This window comes from Streptomyces sp. NPDC059906, assembly GCF_042730645.1.
In the GTDB taxonomy this organism is placed as follows: Bacteria; Actinomycetota; Actinomycetes; order Streptomycetales; family Streptomycetaceae; genus Streptomyces; species Streptomyces rubrogriseus.
In genome coordinates this window covers 1-15,717 of record NZ_JBHWKU010000022.1, presented here as the reverse complement: position 1 = coordinate 15,717, position 15,717 = coordinate 1, and the positions used below count along the sequence as shown (strand labels likewise).

The following is a 15,717-nucleotide window of genomic DNA, read 5'->3' as shown; positions in this document are numbered from 1 at the left end:
GCGCGGGTGCCCGGCCGTCGGCGTGCCCGGCCGTCGTACGGCGGGTGCCGGTCAGCCCTTCAGCGCGGCCATCCACTCCTCGACCTCGTCCGACCGGCGCGGCAGTCCTGCGGACAGGTTCCGGTTGCCGTCGGCGGTGACGAGGATGTCGTCCTCGATGCGCACGCCGATGCCCCGGTACTCCTCGGGCACGGTCAGGTCGTCGGCCTGGAAGTACAGGCCCGGCTCCACGGTGAGCACCATGCCGGGCTCCAGCGTGCCGTCGACGTACGACTCGACGCGCGCGGCGGCGCAGTCGTGGACGTCCATGCCGAGCATGTGGCCGGTGCCGTGCAGGGTCCAGCGGCGCTGCAGGCCCAGTTCGAGGACGCGCTCGACGGGGCCCTCGACCAGGCCCCACTCGACGAGCCGCTCGGCCAGCACGCGCTGGGACGCGTCGTGGAAGTCGCGGTACTTGGCGCCCGGCTTCACCGCCGCGATGCCGGCCTCCTGGGCGTCGTACACGGCGTCGTAGATCTTCTTCTGCAGCTCGCTGTACGTGCCGCTGATCGGCAGCGTGCGCGTCACGTCGGCGGTGTAGTACGTGTGGGTCTCCACGCCCGCGTCGAGTAGCAGCAGGTCGCCGGAGCGGACCGGGCCGTCGTTGCGGACCCAGTGCAGGGTGCAGGCGTGCGGGCCGGCGGCGCAGATGGAGCCGTAGCCGACGTCGTTGCCCTCCACGCGCGCGCGGAGGAAGAAGGTGCCCTCGATGTAGCGTTCGCTGGTCGCCTCGGCCCGGTCGAGGACCTTCACGACGTCCTCGAAGCCGCGCACGGTGGAGTCGACGGCCTTCTGCAGCTCACCGATCTCGAACTCGTCCTTGACCAGGCGGGCCTCGGACAGGAAGACGCGCAGCTCGTCGTCGCGCTCGGCGGTGACCTTGTCGGTCAGGGCCGCCTCGATCCCGGCGTCGAAGCCGCGCACGACGCGCACCGGGCCGGTGGCCTCGCGCAGGCTGTCGGCCAGCTCGCGGACGTCGGAGGCGGGGATGCCGTACAGCTCTCCGGCCTCGGTGAGGGAGTGGCGGCGGCCGACCCACAGCTCGCCCATCCCGTTCAGCCAGAACTCGCCGTTCTCGCGGTCCGAGCGCGGCAGGAGGTAGAGCGTCGCGGTGTGGCCGTCGCCCCGGGGCTCCAGGACCAGGACGCCGTCGTCGGTCTGGTTGCCGGTCAGGTACGCGTACTCGACCGAGGCGCGGAAGGGGTACTCCGTGTCGTTGGAGCGGGTCTTCAGGTTGCCCGCGGGGATCACCAGGCGCTCGCCGGGGAAGCGGGCGGACAGCGCGGCGCGGCGGGCGGCGGTCTCGGCGGCCTGGGCGATGGGCTCCAGGCCGTGCAGCTCCGTGTCGGCCCAGCCGGACTTCATGTTCTCGGCCAGCTCGTCGGACACGCCCGGGTACAGGCCGTTCTTGCGCTGCTTGATGGGCTCCTCGGTCTCCTCCGGGGTCTCCGGGGTCTCCGGGGTCTCCGGATTCTCCGGTGTGAGCTCCTCCGCCACGGTCATCCTCCTCGATACGGCACTGGACCACCCCCATCGTACGGTCGTACGGAAGGGGGCCCAGGGCCGAAGGGCCTGTTACGCCCGGTGCACTACCGTCCGTTATGTGCGGCATGCGGGGCGTCAGTGTCCGCTATTCGAACCTGACGGCCAGCAGGACGACGTCCTCCTCGGAGTCCGCCTCCGCCTTCCCGTCGGGCAGCACCGTGCGCAGCACGTGCTCGGCGACCGCGTCCGGGTCCTGCCGGGCGGCCCGGGGGACGCCGGCCGCCGCGGCGTGCAGCCGGGCGAAGGCGCGGTCGGCCGGGTCGCCGGTGCGGTGCAGCAGCCCGTCGGTGTAGAGCAGAACCGTCTCTCCGGGTTCGGCCTGGAGTTCCACGCTGGGCGCCTCCCAGCAGGCGAGCATGCCGAGCGGCGCGGAGAGGGAGGTCTCGACGAACTCGGTGCGCCGCTGACCGATCAGCAGGGGCGGGCTGTGCCCGGCGCCGGCCAGGGTGATCCGGCGCAGCGCGGGCTCGCAGTAGCCGAACAGCGCGGTGGCCGAGCGGGCCGGCTCGGTGAGCCGCAGCAGCAGCTCCAGGTCGGACAGGACGGCGACCGGGTCCTCGCCCTCCATCACGGCGTACGCCCGCAGCGAGGCGCGCAGCCGCCCCATCGCCGCGACCGCGCTGGGCCCCGACCCGGTGACGGACCCGACGGAGAGGCCGAGCGCCGCGTCCGGCAGCGGCAGCGCGTCGTACCAGTCGCCTCCGCCGAGCGGACCGGTGCGGTGCCGGGCGGCGAGCTGCACGCCGGGCACCCGGGGCAGCCGGGAGGGCAGCAGCTCCTCGGCCATCGTCGCCATGGACGTGCGGGTGCGCTCGACCTCCAGGAGGCGGGCCAGGTGCGGGGTGGCGTACCGGACGTACAGGCCGGCGAGGTGACGCTGCCGTTCTCCCGGTTCGGCGGGCTCGTCGTAGAGCCAGACGGCGGCGCCGAGGCGCCCGGTGCCCTCGGCGGACAGGGGGAGGGCGTAGCTGGCGGCGTAGCCGAGGCGGGCGGCGACCTCGCGGTGGCGGGGGTCGAGGGTCTTCTCGGCGAGCAGGTCGGGTTCGGCGATGCCGTCCTCGTCGAGGGGCGGTCCGTCCAGAATCCGCCCGTGGGGCAGGGCACTTCGGGGCACGGTCTCGATGTGGCCGAGATCGGCGCGGGCGAGTCCGAGGCCGACGGTGGTGTCGGGGCCGAGACCGTCGGCCGGTTCCAGCACGACGAGCCCGCGCCGGGCGCCGACCAGGGCGGCTCCGGCGCGCAGCACTTCCTGGAGGCCGTCGGCGAGGGTGCCCGTGCGGACCAGGCGTTCGGTCAGTTCGTGCAGGGTCGTTAGGTCCGAGACCCAGCCGGCGAGCCGGTCCTGGAGCAGGGCCCCGGGGGCACAAGGGGTGCCCGAGGCGTCCGTGACGGCTGCGGCGTCCGCCGTGCGGGACTCGGCCGCCGGGGAGGTGCCCGCGGGGGCAGGCGCGACAGTGTGTGCGGGGGACGGAACCGTTGAATCGATTCCGGCCACTTTCGCAGGGTGCGGGGCGTTCATGGCGTCCGGCCTCCCGACCGGCGCTTACTGCTCAAAAGCATCGCAAACCCCCATGTCATTCTGCGCCGCCAGCAGTGTCTCCACATGTACACGCACTCGTAAGGGGATGTCCAGCATTGTCCTGCCGGGATTCCTGGTGTCCATGAGGTGTGCGCGGCCTCCTTCTCGACCCCTTGCGGAAAAGCGAAATTGGCTTGAAACTGCCCCAGAGGACGCCTTGTTGCGGTCGACTGGGGGTGCTTCACGGAGCGTCACAGCGGTCGTGATGGGTACGTACTCGGAGAAGGCCGGGGGTGGTTGGGGGCCACCTGGAACCCGGCGACGGACCCGGGCGTCCTATCCACCGACGACCGTGCCCCATCCTCCCGTGGCGGAGGCGAAGAGAAATACGCGCGACGGCAAAACGCCAGACTTCGCCACCCCCGCGCCACGCCCTTGCTTTCGCCAGACGCAGTGGCCGGTACCGTCACGGACGAAGTCAGTGCTCGACCGTGCTCGACCCACAGGGGTTTCCCTTGCCCTTGGCGGAGGTGTTCCTCGTGGGAACGCCCCTCGGCAGGGGTGTGATGCGCCACCAGCAACGCACAGCGAAGTGATCGACACATGGTGTGAAGTGACCACGGTGTTGCCAGGCGTGCAACGGAAAGGAACGAGCGCTCATGCGCGAGATCCTCGGAAGGCGACGCAGGCTCCTGTCCCAGCACGACGACGGGCAGCCTGAGCTGATCGGCGCGGCCCTGACCTACGCGACACAATGGCAGTGGCCCGTACTCCCGGGCGCGGCGGCGGACCCGCGGTCGCGGTCGCGCTGCGGCTGCCCCGACCCCGAGTGCACGGTGCCGGGCGCTCATCCCTTCGACCCCGGTCTCCTCGCGGCGACCACCGACGCGCGCATGGTGCGCTGGTGGTGGGCTAACCGGCCGGCCGCGCCGATCGTCCTGGCCACCGGGGGCAGCGCCCCGTGCGCCGTCTCCCTGCCCGCCCTGCCGGCCGCCCACGCCCTCGCCGCGCTCGACCGCGCCGGGCTCCGGCTCGGCCCGGTCGTCGCCTCGCCCTCGCGCTGGGCGCTGCTGGTGCGGCCGTACTCCATGGAGCAGTTGGGGGAGCTGCTCTACGCCAAGGACTTCGTCCCCGGCTCCCTGCGCTTCCACGGCGAGGGCGGCTACCTCGCGCTGCCCCCGTCCGAGACCGGCACCGGCACCGTCCGCTGGGAGCGGGCGCCGCTGCCCGGCTCCGCCTCGCCCTGGGTGCCCGACGTGGAGGCCGTGGTGGACGCGGTGGTCGACGCCCTCACTCGTACGGGTGTGAGCGCGCCCGAGTTGTAGGGGTGTCCGGCGCGCGTCGGGTCCGCGCGCGCCCTCGGTCGTTATCGTCCGCCCCATGCCGCTTCATGCAGGGGAGCACCGCGCCGTCGGACCGCTCCGCGCCCTCGGACCGCAGCGCGCCGGGACACGCCGCGGCGGGCCGGACCGACGGCGGATCCGTCTGTACGGGCTCGCGGGGATCGTGGTGTGTGCGGTCGTACTGCCGTTCGCGGTGGCGTCCGCGGGGCCTCCGGGCGACGACACGGCCGGGGAGCCCGCGGTGACGGTCCCGCTCCTCGCCCGGGGCGGTGACGGCAAGGCGTCCGCGGTCCCGGCCACGGAGGGGGCCGCGCCCACCCGTTCACCGCTGCCGCCCGGCCCGGCGCTGGCCGCGCGCTGCGGCCCCGAACTCACCTCCCCCGCAGGCGTCGAGGCGCAGACCTGCGTCCTGGCCCGGGGTGCGGAGACCTGGGCGCGGACCTACTACCGCAACGCCACCGGCGGCCCGCTCGAAAGCGTACTGAGCCTCATGGGGCCCGACGGGCGCAGCGTGCGGATGCGCTGTGCGGTGGGCGCCGAGGACGCGCCGGGCACCTGCGAGACGCCGCCGGAGGGCACCGGCGGCGCGGGCCGCGGCGGGTTGGCGGGGTACTCCGCGGTCGCGGAGTTCGCGCGCCTGGCCGGCTACGGGCCGCTGCTGCTGCGCGCCGGGAGCGGTGCGGAGGGTGAGAGCAACCACCCTGCAGGAACGGGGAGTTGACCGGCGACTGCGGTGCGTGTGCGACCGGGGGCATGAAAAGACCCGGTTGCTGGCGACGGGGGATGCACCAGCAACCGGGCTACTGGAACGGTAACAAGAGATCGGCGGTTAGCAAATTCGATCTCCTGTTTTCCGGTCACCGACTGGCCTGTCTTCACCGGGAGTTGTGACCGGTGTCACCCGTCCACGGACCGCCGCTCCGGCTGACCGGTCGGTCAGCCGGAGGCGGGCGGCGCGGCTGTGCGTCAGCTGAGAGTGACCTGTCGGTTGGTCAGTCCGCCGCGTGCCCGGCGCTCGTCGTGCGTGAGCGGAGCGTCCGTGGCCAGCGCCTCGGCGAGCCGCTCGGCGAACTCCGCGGCCGGCTTCTCGATGTCCTGCGCGGTGACCTCGCTCGGCAGGTCCCACACCGGCACCGTAAGACCGTGGGCGCGGAAGGAGCCGACGAGGCGGGTGCCCTCGCCGAGGGACGACCGGCCCGCCGCGTGCAGCCGGGCCAGAGCGTCCAGAAGCCGCTCCTCCTCGTGGGGCATGACCCAGCGCAGGTGGTTCTTGTCCGGGGTCTCGCACCAGTAGGCGGCGTCGACCCCTTGCAGCCGGACGGTGGGGATGGCCGCGGCGTTGGCCCGCTCCAGGGAGGCGGTGACGTCCGGCGTGGCGTTCTCCGGGTCCGGCACCCAGAACTCGAAGCCCGAGTGCACCTCTGGCTCGAAGGCACCCTCGGGCGCGAGCAGGTCCTGCAGCCGCGGACCGTCGGCCGGCGCGCGGCGACCCTGCACCGGGGTGCCCGGGCCGGCGGTCAGCGCACGCGCGAGGGTGTCGGCGAGGTCGCGGCTGATGTCGCCGGACGCCGTGTCGTTCTGCAGGCCGAGCAGGACCGAGCCGTCGTCGCGGCGCAGTGCGGGCCAGGCCATCGGCAGCACCGTGGCCAGCGTGACGGAGGGGACGCCCTCGGGCAGCCCGTCCCTCAGGGTCAGCTCGACCGTGGCCGCCGGCACCAGCTCCCGCAGCGCCACCCAGTCGCACTCACCGGCCAGCCCTTCGAACGGGCGCTGCACCAGCGCGGTCGTGGCCTGCGCGGCGGTCCGGCCGTGACAGGCCTTGTACCGGCGGCCGCTGCCGCAGGGGCAGGGCTCGCGGGCACCGACGACCGGGACCTCGGCATCGTCGAGCTGGGGCCGCTTGGCCTTGGTCTGGGGTCGCTTCTTGGCCATCGTGGGTGTCTCCCGGTTACGGCTCTACTCGTACGGGCGCGAGCCTAGCCGTTCCCGCACCGGCCGACGGGACCCTGTGGACGACGGGCCGCCTGTGGACAACTCGCCCCGCCCCGCACGGAACGCGGGCCGCCGGGCCGGATCCGGCCGAGGGTGGGGGGCGGCCTCGGCCGTGGGGCGGAGGGTGGCCCTGGTCGTGGGGAGGAGGGTGGCGCTGGTCGCCGCACGGTGGGTTGGCTCCGGCCGTCGGGGCGCGGGTGGGCCTCGGTTGTCGAGAGGTGGGTCAGCCCAGGTCGACGTACGGCGGGTCGGCTCGGGCCATCGAACGGCCGGACCGCTCTGGCTCTTGGGCGGCCGGTCACCCTCGACTCTCGTAGGGCGGGTCGTCTTCGGTCGCCGAGGGGCGGGCGGGCCCACCGGCCGTGGGGAGGCCGGGCAGCCCAGGTCGTCCCGTCGGGAGGCCAGTCGTCCCAGTCGTCCCGTCGGAGGCCGGTCAGCCCAGGTCGTCCCGTCGGGAGGCCGGTCGTCCCAGTCGTCCCGTCGGGAGGCCGGTCAGCCCAGGTCGTCGAAGGCGTCGGCGAAGTCCAGGCCGGGGATCTCCGACACCGCCGGTGCCGAGATCCGGGCGGCGAAGTCGTCGCGCCGGTGTCCGGCGTCGGGGTCGTGCACGTCGTCGTGGACGACGACCCAGACCGTGACCTCCCCGCGGGCGTCGTCCCGTACGCCCCAGTCGTCGGCGAGCGCCGTGATGATGTTCAGCCCCCGGCCGCCGTGCGCGGTGACCGAGGGGGTCGCCGGAGCCGGGCGGGTCGGGCCGCCGCCGTCCGTGACCTCCACGAGGAGCCGGCCGCCCGCGTCCACCTGCCACGCGGCCCGGACGTCGCCGTCCCCGGCCAGGGCGTCGCCCAGCGGGCGGCCGTGCTTGCACGCATTGCTCAGCAGTTCGGAAAGGACCAGTACGGCGTCGTCGATGACCGATTCCGCCACGCCACCCCTGCGCAACTGATCACGCATGCGGTGTCTCGCTTCGCCCACGCCCGCAGGGCCATGGGGCACGGCCATGCTCGACGACGTGGGCACTTCCTGTGCCACCACCAACGCCACCCCCGAGACCTCCTTCGCCCCACGCCACGGTGTGGATGCCCCATCGCCCTGAGCCGGAAACCGGCCGAACCCCGCACGGTGACGCATTCGACACGGTCGAACACGTACCGAACGCGCCGGAGCACTCCCTGTAGTCGCCTGGCTGGATCTGGTCGGTGTGGCCGAGACCGGAGAATGGGGCAGCCGGGCCGCCGGGTCAAGACCCGTGGACGAATCAGCGGCCGAGGTGGTCCAGGACCGCGCGCGGCCGGTTGGTGATGATGGCGTCCACGCCCAGGTCGGAGCAGAGATCCACGTCGGCGGTCTCGTTCACCGTCCACACGTGCACCTGGTGGCCGGCCCGCTTCAGGCGGTCGATGTAGGCGGGGTGATTGCGCACGATCCGCATCGAGGGGCCCGCGATCCGGACACCCGCGGGCAGTCGCCCGTCGCGCAGCCGGGGCGAGACGAACTGCATCAGATAGACCGTCGGCAGCGTCGGCGACGCGGCCCGCACCCGGTGCAGCGACCGCGCCGAGAAGCTCATCACCCGCACCGGGGAGTCCTCGGCCGAGTCCGGGGCGTCGAGTCCGAACCGCTTCAGGAGCAGCAGCAGCCGCTCCTCCACCTGCCCCGCCCAGCGGCTCGGGTGCTTGGTCTCGATGGCCAGCTCCACGCGCCGCCCCGCGTCGGCGACCAGTTGCAGCAGGCGCTCCAGGGTCAGGACGGAGGTCTCCTCCCGGTCCTCGGGCCGGTGCTCCCAGTCGGGCTGCTCGTCGCGGGTGCGCCAGAAATCCCGGGTCCGGCGGGCGCCGAAGTCCAGGGCGGCGAGGTCGGCGAGCTCCAGCGCGGACACCGCGCCGCGCCCGTTCGACGTACGGTTGACGCGCCAGTCGTGGACGCAGACGAGGTGGCCGTCGGCGGTCAGGCGCACATCGCACTCCAGGGCGTCCGCCCCGTCCTCGATCGCCTTCCGGTACGCGGCCAGCGTGTGCTCGGGCGCCTCCTCGGAGGCACCGCGGTGGGCGACGACCTGAATCCGGTGCTGTCGTGCGTGGGTCACCGCGTCATGGTGCCACCGCGGGCGGGTAGACGTGCCATCGGGCGGAAACGGCAACGTGTCCGTTTAGTCTTGGATGACCTGTGTAAAGGACGGTCGGGGACCCACAGCAACCGCTTATGGTGCTCTGACGGCCCGTGGGAAAAGCTGATGGCATACAAAATCACCAGCACATCCGCATCGCGCCGGACCGTGGAGCAGCGCGTGAGCGTGGCTGAGCGCGACCAGGGTGAGCGACAAACAGCCGTGGAACGAGGAGAGAAGCTGTGAGCACCGAGAACGAGGGCACCGCGGTACCCCCCGCCCCGTCCGCACCTCCCGTGCCGGTGGATGCTCCCGCTGCCTCCGCCCAGCCCCCCGCGCCGCACGAGCCCCCGGCGGCCACACCCGAGGCCCCGGCGGCTCCCCCCGCCCCGGCCCCGGACCCGGCGTCCCACGGCTCCACGGCTCCCGACGCCTCGTGGCCCCCGCCCCAGCCGCCCGGCACCCCGGCGCAGCCCCCGGCGTACGGCGCGGGCGCAGACAACGGCTTCGGCGGCGGCAGCGGCTTCGCCAGCGACAACGGCACCGGCAATGGCACCGGCAGTGGTACTGGCACCGGCACCGGCAATGGCAACGTCTTCGGCGAAGGCCCCGGTGAAGGGGCCGGCGGCGGAGCGGGCGGTTGGGGTGCGGGCGGCTGGGGCGCCTCGTACCAGCAGCCCGCACCGAAGCCGGGCCGCGGACGCGGCGGTGTGCTCGCCGGTGTCCTGATCGCCGCGCTGGTCGCGGGCGGCCTGGGCGGCGGCCTCGGCTACACCCTGGCCAAGAACAACGACGAGAGCGGCTCCACGACGGTCTCCGCCTCCGACACCGGCGGCTCCGTCAAGCGCGAGGCGGGCACCGTCGCCGGCGTGGCCGCCAAGGCGCTGCCCAGCACGGTCACCATCCAGGCCGAGGGAAGCAACGGCGAGGGCGGCACCGGCACCGGCTTCGTCTTCGACAAGGAAGGCCACATCCTCACCAACAACCACGTGGTGGCGGAGGCGGTCGACGGCGGCAAGCTCAGCGCGACCTTCCCCAACGGCAAGAAGTACGACGCCGAGGTGGTCGGCCACGCCCAGGGCTACGACGTCGCGGTCATCAAACTCGAGAACGCGCCCTCGGACCTGGACCCGCTCCCCCTCGGCGACTCCGACAAGGTGGCCGTCGGCGACTCGACGATCGCCATCGGCGCCCCCTTCGGCCTGTCCAACACCGTGACCACCGGCATCATCAGTGCCAAGAACCGCCCCGTGGCCTCCAGCGACGGCAGCGCGGACAGCAAGGCGTCCTACATGAGCGCCCTGCAGACCGACGCGTCGATCAACCCGGGCAACTCCGGCGGCCCGCTGCTGGACGCGCAGGGCAACGTCATCGGCATCAACTCCGCGATCCAGTCGACCGGCAACGGCGGCTTCGGCACCGGCCAGGCCGGCTCCATCGGCCTGGGCTTCGCGATCCCGGTCAACCAGGCGAAGTTCGTCGCCCAGCAGCTGATCAAGAACGGCAAGCCGGTGTACGCGAAGATCGGCGCCTCCGTCTCCCTGGAGGAGACGACGAACGGCGCCAAGCTCACCGAGCAGGGCGTGGGCGGCTCCGACCCGGTCGAGAAGGGCGGCCCCGCCGACGACGCGGGCCTCAAGCCCGGTGACATCATCACCAAGCTCGACGACCGGGTGATCGACAGCGGCCCGACCCTGATCGGCGAGATCTGGACCCACAAGCCCGGCGACGAGGTCACCGTCACCTACGAGCGCGGCGGCAAGGAGCACACCGCCGAGGTCACCCTGGGTTCGAAGCTCGGCGACGACTGACGCCGCCTTCCGCACACCACGATCATCCACTTCGCCACCGGGGCCGGGCCTCCGGTGGCGAAGTGCGTTCAGTGAGGCGGCAGGCGCGGCAGACGGCCGGGGGCCGAGGGCCGAGGGCCGCGGGACGGGACACCGCGCTGCGCTCCGGGCAGGCTCAGATGACGAGGACCCGGCGCCCGCGCGTATGACCGGCCTGGCTGTCGATGTGCGCCGACGCGGCCTCGCCGAGTGCGTACGACTTCTCGACCGGGATGTGCAGCCTCCCGCGCGAGATCAGGTCGACGGCCTCGGCGAGCGCCGCCAGCACGCTGCCGGCCACGCCGGAGAACCGGACCCCGAACTCGGGCGCCCCGAGATCGGCGATGCTGACGACCCGCTCCGGGCTCCCGGTCAGCTCGACCAACTCACGGATCACCCCCGAACCGGCCAGGTCGAGAGCGGCGTCGACATCGCCGAGCCGCCGCACCCGCTCGACCCAGCCCTCGCCGTACGTCGTGGCGAGGGCACCGAGATCGCGCAGGTACTGCTGGTTCGCGGCACCGGCCGTACCGATCACCGTGACACCGCGCTCGCGGGCGATCTGCAGCACCGCCGACCCGACTCCCCCTGAAGCCCCGCTGACCAGCAGCGTCTGCCCGGGCCGCACACCGACCTCCCGAATGACGCGCAGCGCGGTCTCCACCACGGAGGGGTACCCGGCCGCCTCTTCGAAGGTCAGCGCCTCCGGCATCCGCGCCCAGGCCCCGAGCACGGCGAACTCGGCGTAGGTGTCGGCGCCCTCCCCGAACACCCGGTCCCCGACCGCGACCCCGGTGACCCCCTCTCCGACCTCGTCCACCACACCGGCGGCGTCCAGCCCGACCCCGGAGGGCAACTCGACTGGATGGGCCCCCAGCACCTGCCCCTCCCTGACCCGCCAGTCGACGGGATTCACGCCCGCCGCCCGTACGGCTATGCGTATCCGACCAGGCCCCGCGTGGGGCTCCTCGGCGTCGACCAGTTGCAGGACGTCCGGACCGCCGAACTCGGCGAAGCTCACTTTCTTCATGCCACCGAACGTAACACTAACCGATAGCATTTAATAACAGTTACTGTTTCCTACCTGCTAGCCTGCGCGTCATGACCGTGCAGCAGACGGGCCGCCGTGAGCGCAAGAAGGCCGCGACCCGCCAGAAGATCGCCGACACCGCGCTGCGGCTCTTCCTGGAACGCGGGTACGACGCGGTGGGCATCCGTGACGTGGCCACCGAGGCCGACGTGGCCGTCACCACGCTCTTCTCCCACTTCGCCTCGAAAGAGGCCCTGGTCTTCGAGCAGGACGAGGACTTCGAGCACCGCCTCACGCGGGCGGTCACCGACCGGGCCTCGCACGAGCCGCTGATCCCCGCGTTGCGCCGCGAGATCCTGGCCCTGGTCCGGCACTGCACCGCGGACAGCGCGGCCCCGATCTGGCGCATGATCGACGCGTCCCCCGCCCTGCGGAAGTACGACGAATCAGTCCGCCTGCGCCACGCGGAAGCCCTGGCCACGGCCATCGCCGCCGACCCCACCCTCCCCCGGAGCGAAACCGCCGCCCGCACCCTCGCGAGGTTCGTGATCGACGCCTACTCGCTGTCCCGCGAGGCCCCCGATCCCGAGGCCGCCCTCGACGAGATCTTCCCGATGATCGAGGCAGCCTGGGCGGCGGCCCGCCCTCCCCACCCCACGTGAGCCCCGCCCGCCGCACGGGGCCGGTAGGCTGTACCCGCTCCGCCCCGGGCGGGACGGCGCGCGGGTGGGTTGCCCGAGCGGCCTAAGGGAACGGTCTTGAAAACCGTCGTGGCGCAAGTCACCGTGGGTTCAAATCCCACACCCACCGCGGTGTTTGTCGGCCCCTGACCAGGTGTTGTGGTCAGGGGCCGTCGTCGTTCCGGTTGTGACAGGGCTGTGACCGGAGGTGTGGCTTCCGCCATGGTCGGGGTGTGGTGGGGCTGGTGGGGTGGGGTGATGCGAATTCCCCTGTTCCGCACGGTGTTGGCGGTCTCCGGTGTTCTTGTGGCCGGTCTTGTGTTGGGTGGCTGCGGTACTGAGACCGCCGGATCGGAGGCAGGCGGTGGTGGGGAGACCAAGGGGCCGTGTGCGGGCGGTGCCGGCGCCGACGACGGGGCTTCAGGCGGCACGAACGGTGCCGGTGCGGGGCGGGACGGCGTTCGGGTCGTCGGGACGGTGGAGCGGGCCGGGGCCGGGGTGAGTGCTTCTCCCAGTGGGCGGGCGAGTCAGCGGGCCGGGGTGTCGGTCACGGCGGACAGTCTGCCGGGGGTCGGGGGAGGGGCCGGGCCGTGTGCCGTGCAGTACGAGGTGACCAACCCGGGGGCCGAGCCCTTCACGTACACCATCACCTTCTCCCTGATGGACGAGCAGGGCCGGGCGATGTCGAACGTCGAGGAGACGGTGGCCTCCGTGGGGGCGGGGAAGACCGTGCGGCGGACGCTCCAACACGGTGGGTACCCGGCTGACGGGGTGCTCGACGCCGGGCGGGTGCGGATTCTCGACGTGGAGCGGGTGCCCGCTGACGAGGCGCCGGTGCCCGCGGGTCCCTGTCCGGCGTCCGGGCTGCGGCTGACCGCCGACCAGGGCGACGCGGCGATGGGTCTGCGTGTCGTGGGGCTGCACCTGGAGAACTGCGGGAGCCGGACGTACTCCCTGGAGGGTTATCCGGTGCTCCAGTTGCTCGACGCCGAGCACCAGCCGGTGGACGGGGTCGAGATCCTGCGCGGTACCGACGGCATCCCGATGGCGGGCGGGGGCGAGGGGCCGCCGCGGCCGGTGACGCTGCGGCCCGGGGAGTCCGCCGTGTCGGGGCTGGCGTGGCGCAACACCACCGAGTTCGGCGAGGCGGTGACCGTGCCCTACGTCAGAGTCCGGGCCGAGGCCGGTTCCGACCCGGTGATGGTCGCACCGCACCTCGACCTCGGTACCACCGGGGAACTGGGGGTCCGGCCGTGGCAGAAGGACGAGACGGAGGCGGGCAGGGGCACGGGGGAGAGCGGCAGCGGTCGGCCGGGGGATCAGGGTCCGTACGGCATGCCTTCCAGCTCGTAGTCCTGTGCCAAGGACGTCCAGTCGACCTCCCGCAGGGCGGGGTCCGTGTCCTGCGGGTCCGGGACCCGGGTCGTCGGCTGGAACCAGATGACGGTCAGGCCGGAGCGGTGGGCGACCGGGTCCTTGGCCGGGGCCAGGGGCATGGAGGAGAAACGGCCGACGCAGGCCACGCGCGGGAGTGTCTCGACGGGACCGAAGGCGCCCGCGTACTGGTCCGGGTACTCGCGCGGCGGCGGGATCAGGTGTACCGGCACGGTGGGGGACAACCCGGCGGCGGTGCGCAGGAGTGCCCGGATGCGCAGGTCGTTCACGGGGCGGCACGGGTAACCCGCCGGCATGTCGCCGTAGGTCGGGGTCAGGCGCAGTTCGGTCAGCTCGACGCTGCGGCCGCAGGACAGGACGATCCGGGTCAGCGACAGGGTCGGCACTCTGGGACGGTCGTGCATCGGGGTCTTTCGGTTGCGTGTGCCGGGGGGCGGGTGGGTCGTGTCGCGTGGGGCGGGCTGCGGGGCTCGGGGTCCGTCAGGGGTGTCGGGCCGTCATGCGGGCGGCCGACGCGATCGTGGCGCGGGCCTCGCGTTCGGTCAGGCCGGTGGTTCGTGCGGCGTCCAGCAAGGGGGCGAGGAGGGCCGCGCCGACGCCGTTCTCGTACGCGCGGCAGGCCGCCCAGAAGAGGCGGGTGTTGCGCTGGCCCTCGTGGGCGGCCAGGACGAACTGGACGAGGCCGCGGCCGTCGCCCGCCGACTCGCCGTCGGCACGCCGTACGGGGGGCGGGAGCAGCAGGCGCAGGAGCGCGGGCGGGCAGGGCGCGGGCCTGAGGTGGGACGTGCCGGGGGCGATCGTGTAGGCGCCGTGGCGGGTGCGGGAGCCGGGGCCGACGAGGTAGCCGCCGGCGCCCCGGATGTCGATGCCGGGGGCGAGGCGGCCGGCCGAGTTGGGGACGACGTGGTCCGGCGGGCCGGTCAGCCAGAGGTGGCGGCCTCCGCTGGGGGTGAGGACGACGACCGTGGGCGGGATCGTGAACAGGTGGCGCAGGGCCAGTTCGCGCAGGGCGGTGGAGGAGTCCGGCTGCGCCACCGCCGGCTTCGTGTCCAGGTCGACCCCGATCAGGTGGTGCGGCGGCAGGCCGCAGGCGATGCCGTAGCCCGTGGCCCACGGGGCGGCGGCGAACAGCGCGCGGACGCGGTCCGGGTCGGTGGAGGCGTCGTGGACACCGTGGCCGAAGCGGCCGCACTCGCCGCGGCAGGTGAAGGGCTCGGAGGCCGGGGCGTCGCGGTGGGGGGAGCGCAGCGCCGGGAGCTTCGTCCGGGCCAGCGGGATGACGGCCAGTCCGCGCTCCGCGGCTGACAGGGCGTGTGCGAGGGCCAGCGTCGTGGTCCGCCGGTCGGTGGTGGCCATGGGTCTATGTTCGTACGTATGTTCGAGAAAGGGAAGGGTGGGGGTGCGACACGCCGGGGAGGGAGGGGCTTGGCGAGAAAGTGGCGGAACGCTTCACCTCTTGCGGGGCTTGAGGTTGAGTCGTCCGTGCTGTCCCGACGTGGGAAGGAAGGGAAGCAAAGGGGTTTATCGACTTGTCCTCACGCTTGAGGGCGAATCAGGGCTTCCGGGGTGGTTCGCCGGGGATCCGGTGGGCAATTCTGATCACGCGACGTCGTGCACAGCGTCGAGGCGGTCGGCCAACTGCCTTGGCAAAAGCCCTAGTTCACGTACTTCTCGCGTTGTCGGCTGGAAGCCGTTGCGCACTTGTTCTGGAGGAACAACATGGCAAGCATCCGTACCGCCCGTGTCGTCGCCGCCGTCGCCGCCCTTCCGCTCGCCGCCGCTCTCCTCGGCGGGGTGGCATCGGCGGACAACGGTGCCTTCGCGGACGACGGATCGAACGCGACCGCCGCCAGCGCCTCCGCGGGCATCATCGGCAGCGGCGTCGGCGACGACAACAACGGCAACTCGTCCACCACGCAGCAGCAGGCGGTCGGCTCGGGGGCCTCGAACCAGAGCAACACCGCGCAGGTCGACGGCTCCGCCTTCACGTCGATCAACCAGGGCAACGACAACGTGGCCGTCACCTTCTCCCCGCTGTGGTGGTGAGCTGAGGGGCCGGCGCGGGTGCGCTGCCGCGCCGGCCCCTCGGTTCTTGTTGCGGGTGTGCTTCATGGGGTCGCAGTGCGTCCGGGCGACGGTACTCAGGTACCAAGGCCCCCCCGGGTTATGTGGCCCCCCCCGGCCCACCCCCCCCGCGCCCCCCCCCGCCCCGCCCCCCCGCCCCGCCCCGGGGTGGGG

The 15,717-nt window shown here is 73.0% G+C and carries 14 protein-coding genes and 1 tRNA gene; 7 read left to right on the top strand and 8 right to left on the bottom strand.

Annotated features, from left to right (window positions below; translation table 11 throughout):
• Positions 1 to 51: 51 nt before the first annotated feature.
• Together ACFV9J_RS28060 and ACFV9J_RS28055 are read right to left on the bottom strand one after the other, a co-directional pair.
• Positions 52 to 1,536 (bottom strand): aminopeptidase P family protein, encoded by a 1,485-nt coding sequence (locus ACFV9J_RS28060; RefSeq protein WP_385358500.1) that lies wholly within the window; start codon positions 1,534 to 1,536, stop codon positions 52 to 54.
• Positions 1,537 to 1,669: 133 nt separating this feature from the next.
• A complete protein-coding gene (locus ACFV9J_RS28055) occupies positions 1,670 to 3,103 on the bottom strand; it encodes a PP2C family protein-serine/threonine phosphatase (protein WP_385358497.1) in 1,434 nt (477 codons plus the stop codon).
• A 659-nt stretch (positions 3,104 to 3,762) separates the two neighbouring features.
• Between ACFV9J_RS28055 and ACFV9J_RS28050 the strand changes: the two genes are divergently transcribed.
• Together ACFV9J_RS28050 and ACFV9J_RS28045 are read left to right on the top strand one after the other, a co-directional pair.
• Positions 3,763 to 4,428: a bifunctional DNA primase/polymerase gene (locus ACFV9J_RS28050; RefSeq protein WP_385358496.1), complete on the top strand. Its 666-nt coding sequence runs from the start codon at positions 3,763 to 3,765 to the stop codon at positions 4,426 to 4,428.
• Positions 4,429 to 4,483: 55 nt separating this feature from the next.
• A complete protein-coding gene (locus ACFV9J_RS28045; protein ID WP_385358493.1) occupies positions 4,484 to 5,167 on the top strand; it encodes a hypothetical protein in 684 nt (227 codons plus the stop codon).
• A gap of 245 nt (positions 5,168 to 5,412) precedes the next feature.
• Here ACFV9J_RS28045 and ACFV9J_RS28040 read toward each other — a convergent pair whose 3' ends face one another.
• From ACFV9J_RS28040 to ACFV9J_RS28030, 3 genes are all read right to left on the bottom strand, one after another.
• Positions 5,413 to 6,378: a DUF5926 family protein gene (locus ACFV9J_RS28040; protein ID WP_385358490.1), complete on the bottom strand. Its 966-nt coding sequence runs from the start codon at positions 6,376 to 6,378 to the stop codon at positions 5,413 to 5,415.
• Between the two features lie 552 nt (positions 6,379 to 6,930).
• Entirely contained in the window at positions 6,931 to 7,569 is a 639-nt protein-coding gene (locus ACFV9J_RS28035; protein WP_003974968.1) for an ATP-binding protein, read from the bottom strand.
• A 127-nt stretch (positions 7,570 to 7,696) separates the two neighbouring features.
• On the bottom strand, positions 7,697 to 8,524 hold the full coding sequence (locus tag ACFV9J_RS28030; protein WP_385358487.1) for a glycerophosphodiester phosphodiesterase: 828 nt from the start codon (positions 8,522 to 8,524) through the stop codon (positions 7,697 to 7,699).
• A gap of 263 nt (positions 8,525 to 8,787) precedes the next feature.
• Between ACFV9J_RS28030 and ACFV9J_RS28025 the strand changes: the two genes are divergently transcribed.
• The gene (locus ACFV9J_RS28025) at positions 8,788 to 10,356 is read left to right on the top strand and encodes a S1C family serine protease (RefSeq protein ID WP_385358485.1); all 1,569 of its coding nucleotides are present in this window, start codon (positions 8,788 to 8,790) and stop codon (positions 10,354 to 10,356) included.
• Positions 10,357 to 10,510: 154 nt separating this feature from the next.
• On the opposite strand, the gene ACFV9J_RS28020 is transcribed toward ACFV9J_RS28025, so the two are convergent.
• Positions 10,511 to 11,404, bottom strand: a complete 894-nt coding sequence (locus ACFV9J_RS28020; protein WP_385358482.1) for an NADP-dependent oxidoreductase — start codon at positions 11,402 to 11,404, stop codon at positions 10,511 to 10,513.
• A 71-nt stretch (positions 11,405 to 11,475) separates the two neighbouring features.
• On the opposite strand from ACFV9J_RS28020, the gene ACFV9J_RS28015 reads away from it, so the two are divergent.
• The 3 genes from ACFV9J_RS28015 (at position 11,476) to ACFV9J_RS28005 (ending at position 13,437) form a co-directional block, all read left to right on the top strand.
• Positions 11,476 to 12,066: a TetR/AcrR family transcriptional regulator gene (locus ACFV9J_RS28015; RefSeq protein ID WP_385358479.1), complete on the top strand. Its 591-nt coding sequence runs from the start codon at positions 11,476 to 11,478 to the stop codon at positions 12,064 to 12,066.
• A 63-nt stretch (positions 12,067 to 12,129) separates the two neighbouring features.
• Positions 12,130 to 12,214: transfer RNA gene (locus tag ACFV9J_RS28010), tRNA-Ser, on the top strand.
• Positions 12,215 to 12,342: 128 nt separating this feature from the next.
• Positions 12,343 to 13,437 (top strand): DUF4232 domain-containing protein, encoded by a 1,095-nt coding sequence (locus ACFV9J_RS28005; RefSeq protein ID WP_385358477.1) that lies wholly within the window; start codon positions 12,343 to 12,345, stop codon positions 13,435 to 13,437.
• On the opposite strand, the gene ACFV9J_RS28000 is transcribed toward ACFV9J_RS28005, so the two are convergent.
• Both ACFV9J_RS28000 and ACFV9J_RS27995 read right to left on the bottom strand, forming a co-directional pair.
• Complete coding sequence (locus tag ACFV9J_RS28000; RefSeq protein ID WP_385358474.1) at positions 13,404 to 13,883, bottom strand: hypothetical protein; 480 nt, start codon at positions 13,881 to 13,883, stop codon at positions 13,404 to 13,406. The genes ACFV9J_RS28005 and ACFV9J_RS28000 overlap by 34 nt on opposite strands.
• A gap of 76 nt (positions 13,884 to 13,959) precedes the next feature.
• Entirely contained in the window at positions 13,960 to 14,835 is an 876-nt protein-coding gene (locus tag ACFV9J_RS27995; protein WP_385358471.1) for a bifunctional DNA primase/polymerase, read from the bottom strand.
• Between the two features lie 363 nt (positions 14,836 to 15,198).
• Between ACFV9J_RS27995 and ACFV9J_RS27990 the strand changes: the two genes are divergently transcribed.
• Positions 15,199 to 15,525: a hypothetical protein gene (locus tag ACFV9J_RS27990; RefSeq protein ID WP_385358469.1), complete on the top strand. Its 327-nt coding sequence runs from the start codon at positions 15,199 to 15,201 to the stop codon at positions 15,523 to 15,525.
• The last annotated feature ends 192 nt before the right edge of the window (positions 15,526 to 15,717 follow it).

Excerpts from the sequence above, each read along its gene's own strand:
- ACFV9J_RS28005 (WP_385358477.1), top strand. The coding sequence starts at position 12,343 with ATGCGAATTCCCCTGTTCCGCACGGTGTTGGCGGTCTCCGGTGTTCTT.
- ACFV9J_RS28015 (WP_385358479.1), top strand. The coding sequence starts at position 11,476 with ATGACCGTGCAGCAGACGGGCCGCCGTGAGCGCAAGAAGGCCGCGACC.
- ACFV9J_RS28035 (WP_003974968.1), bottom strand. The coding sequence starts at position 7,569 with ATGCGTCACCGTGCGGGGTTCGGCCGGTTTCCGGCTCAGGGCGATGGG.
- ACFV9J_RS28055 (WP_385358497.1), bottom strand. The coding sequence starts at position 3,103 with ATGAACGCCCCGCACCCTGCGAAAGTGGCCGGAATCGATTCAACGGTT.
- ACFV9J_RS28050 (WP_385358496.1), top strand. The coding sequence starts at position 3,763 with ATGCGCGAGATCCTCGGAAGGCGACGCAGGCTCCTGTCCCAGCACGAC.
- ACFV9J_RS28045 (WP_385358493.1), top strand. The coding sequence starts at position 4,484 with ATGCCGCTTCATGCAGGGGAGCACCGCGCCGTCGGACCGCTCCGCGCC.
- ACFV9J_RS28040 (WP_385358490.1), bottom strand. The coding sequence starts at position 6,378 with ATGGCCAAGAAGCGACCCCAGACCAAGGCCAAGCGGCCCCAGCTCGAC.
- ACFV9J_RS27990 (WP_385358469.1), top strand. The coding sequence starts at position 15,199 with ATGGCAAGCATCCGTACCGCCCGTGTCGTCGCCGCCGTCGCCGCCCTT.
- ACFV9J_RS27995 (WP_385358471.1), bottom strand. The coding sequence starts at position 14,835 with ATGGCCACCACCGACCGGCGGACCACGACGCTGGCCCTCGCACACGCC.
- ACFV9J_RS28020 (WP_385358482.1), bottom strand. The coding sequence starts at position 11,404 with ATGAAGAAAGTGAGCTTCGCCGAGTTCGGCGGTCCGGACGTCCTGCAA.
- ACFV9J_RS28000 (WP_385358474.1), bottom strand. The coding sequence starts at position 13,883 with ATGCACGACCGTCCCAGAGTGCCGACCCTGTCGCTGACCCGGATCGTC.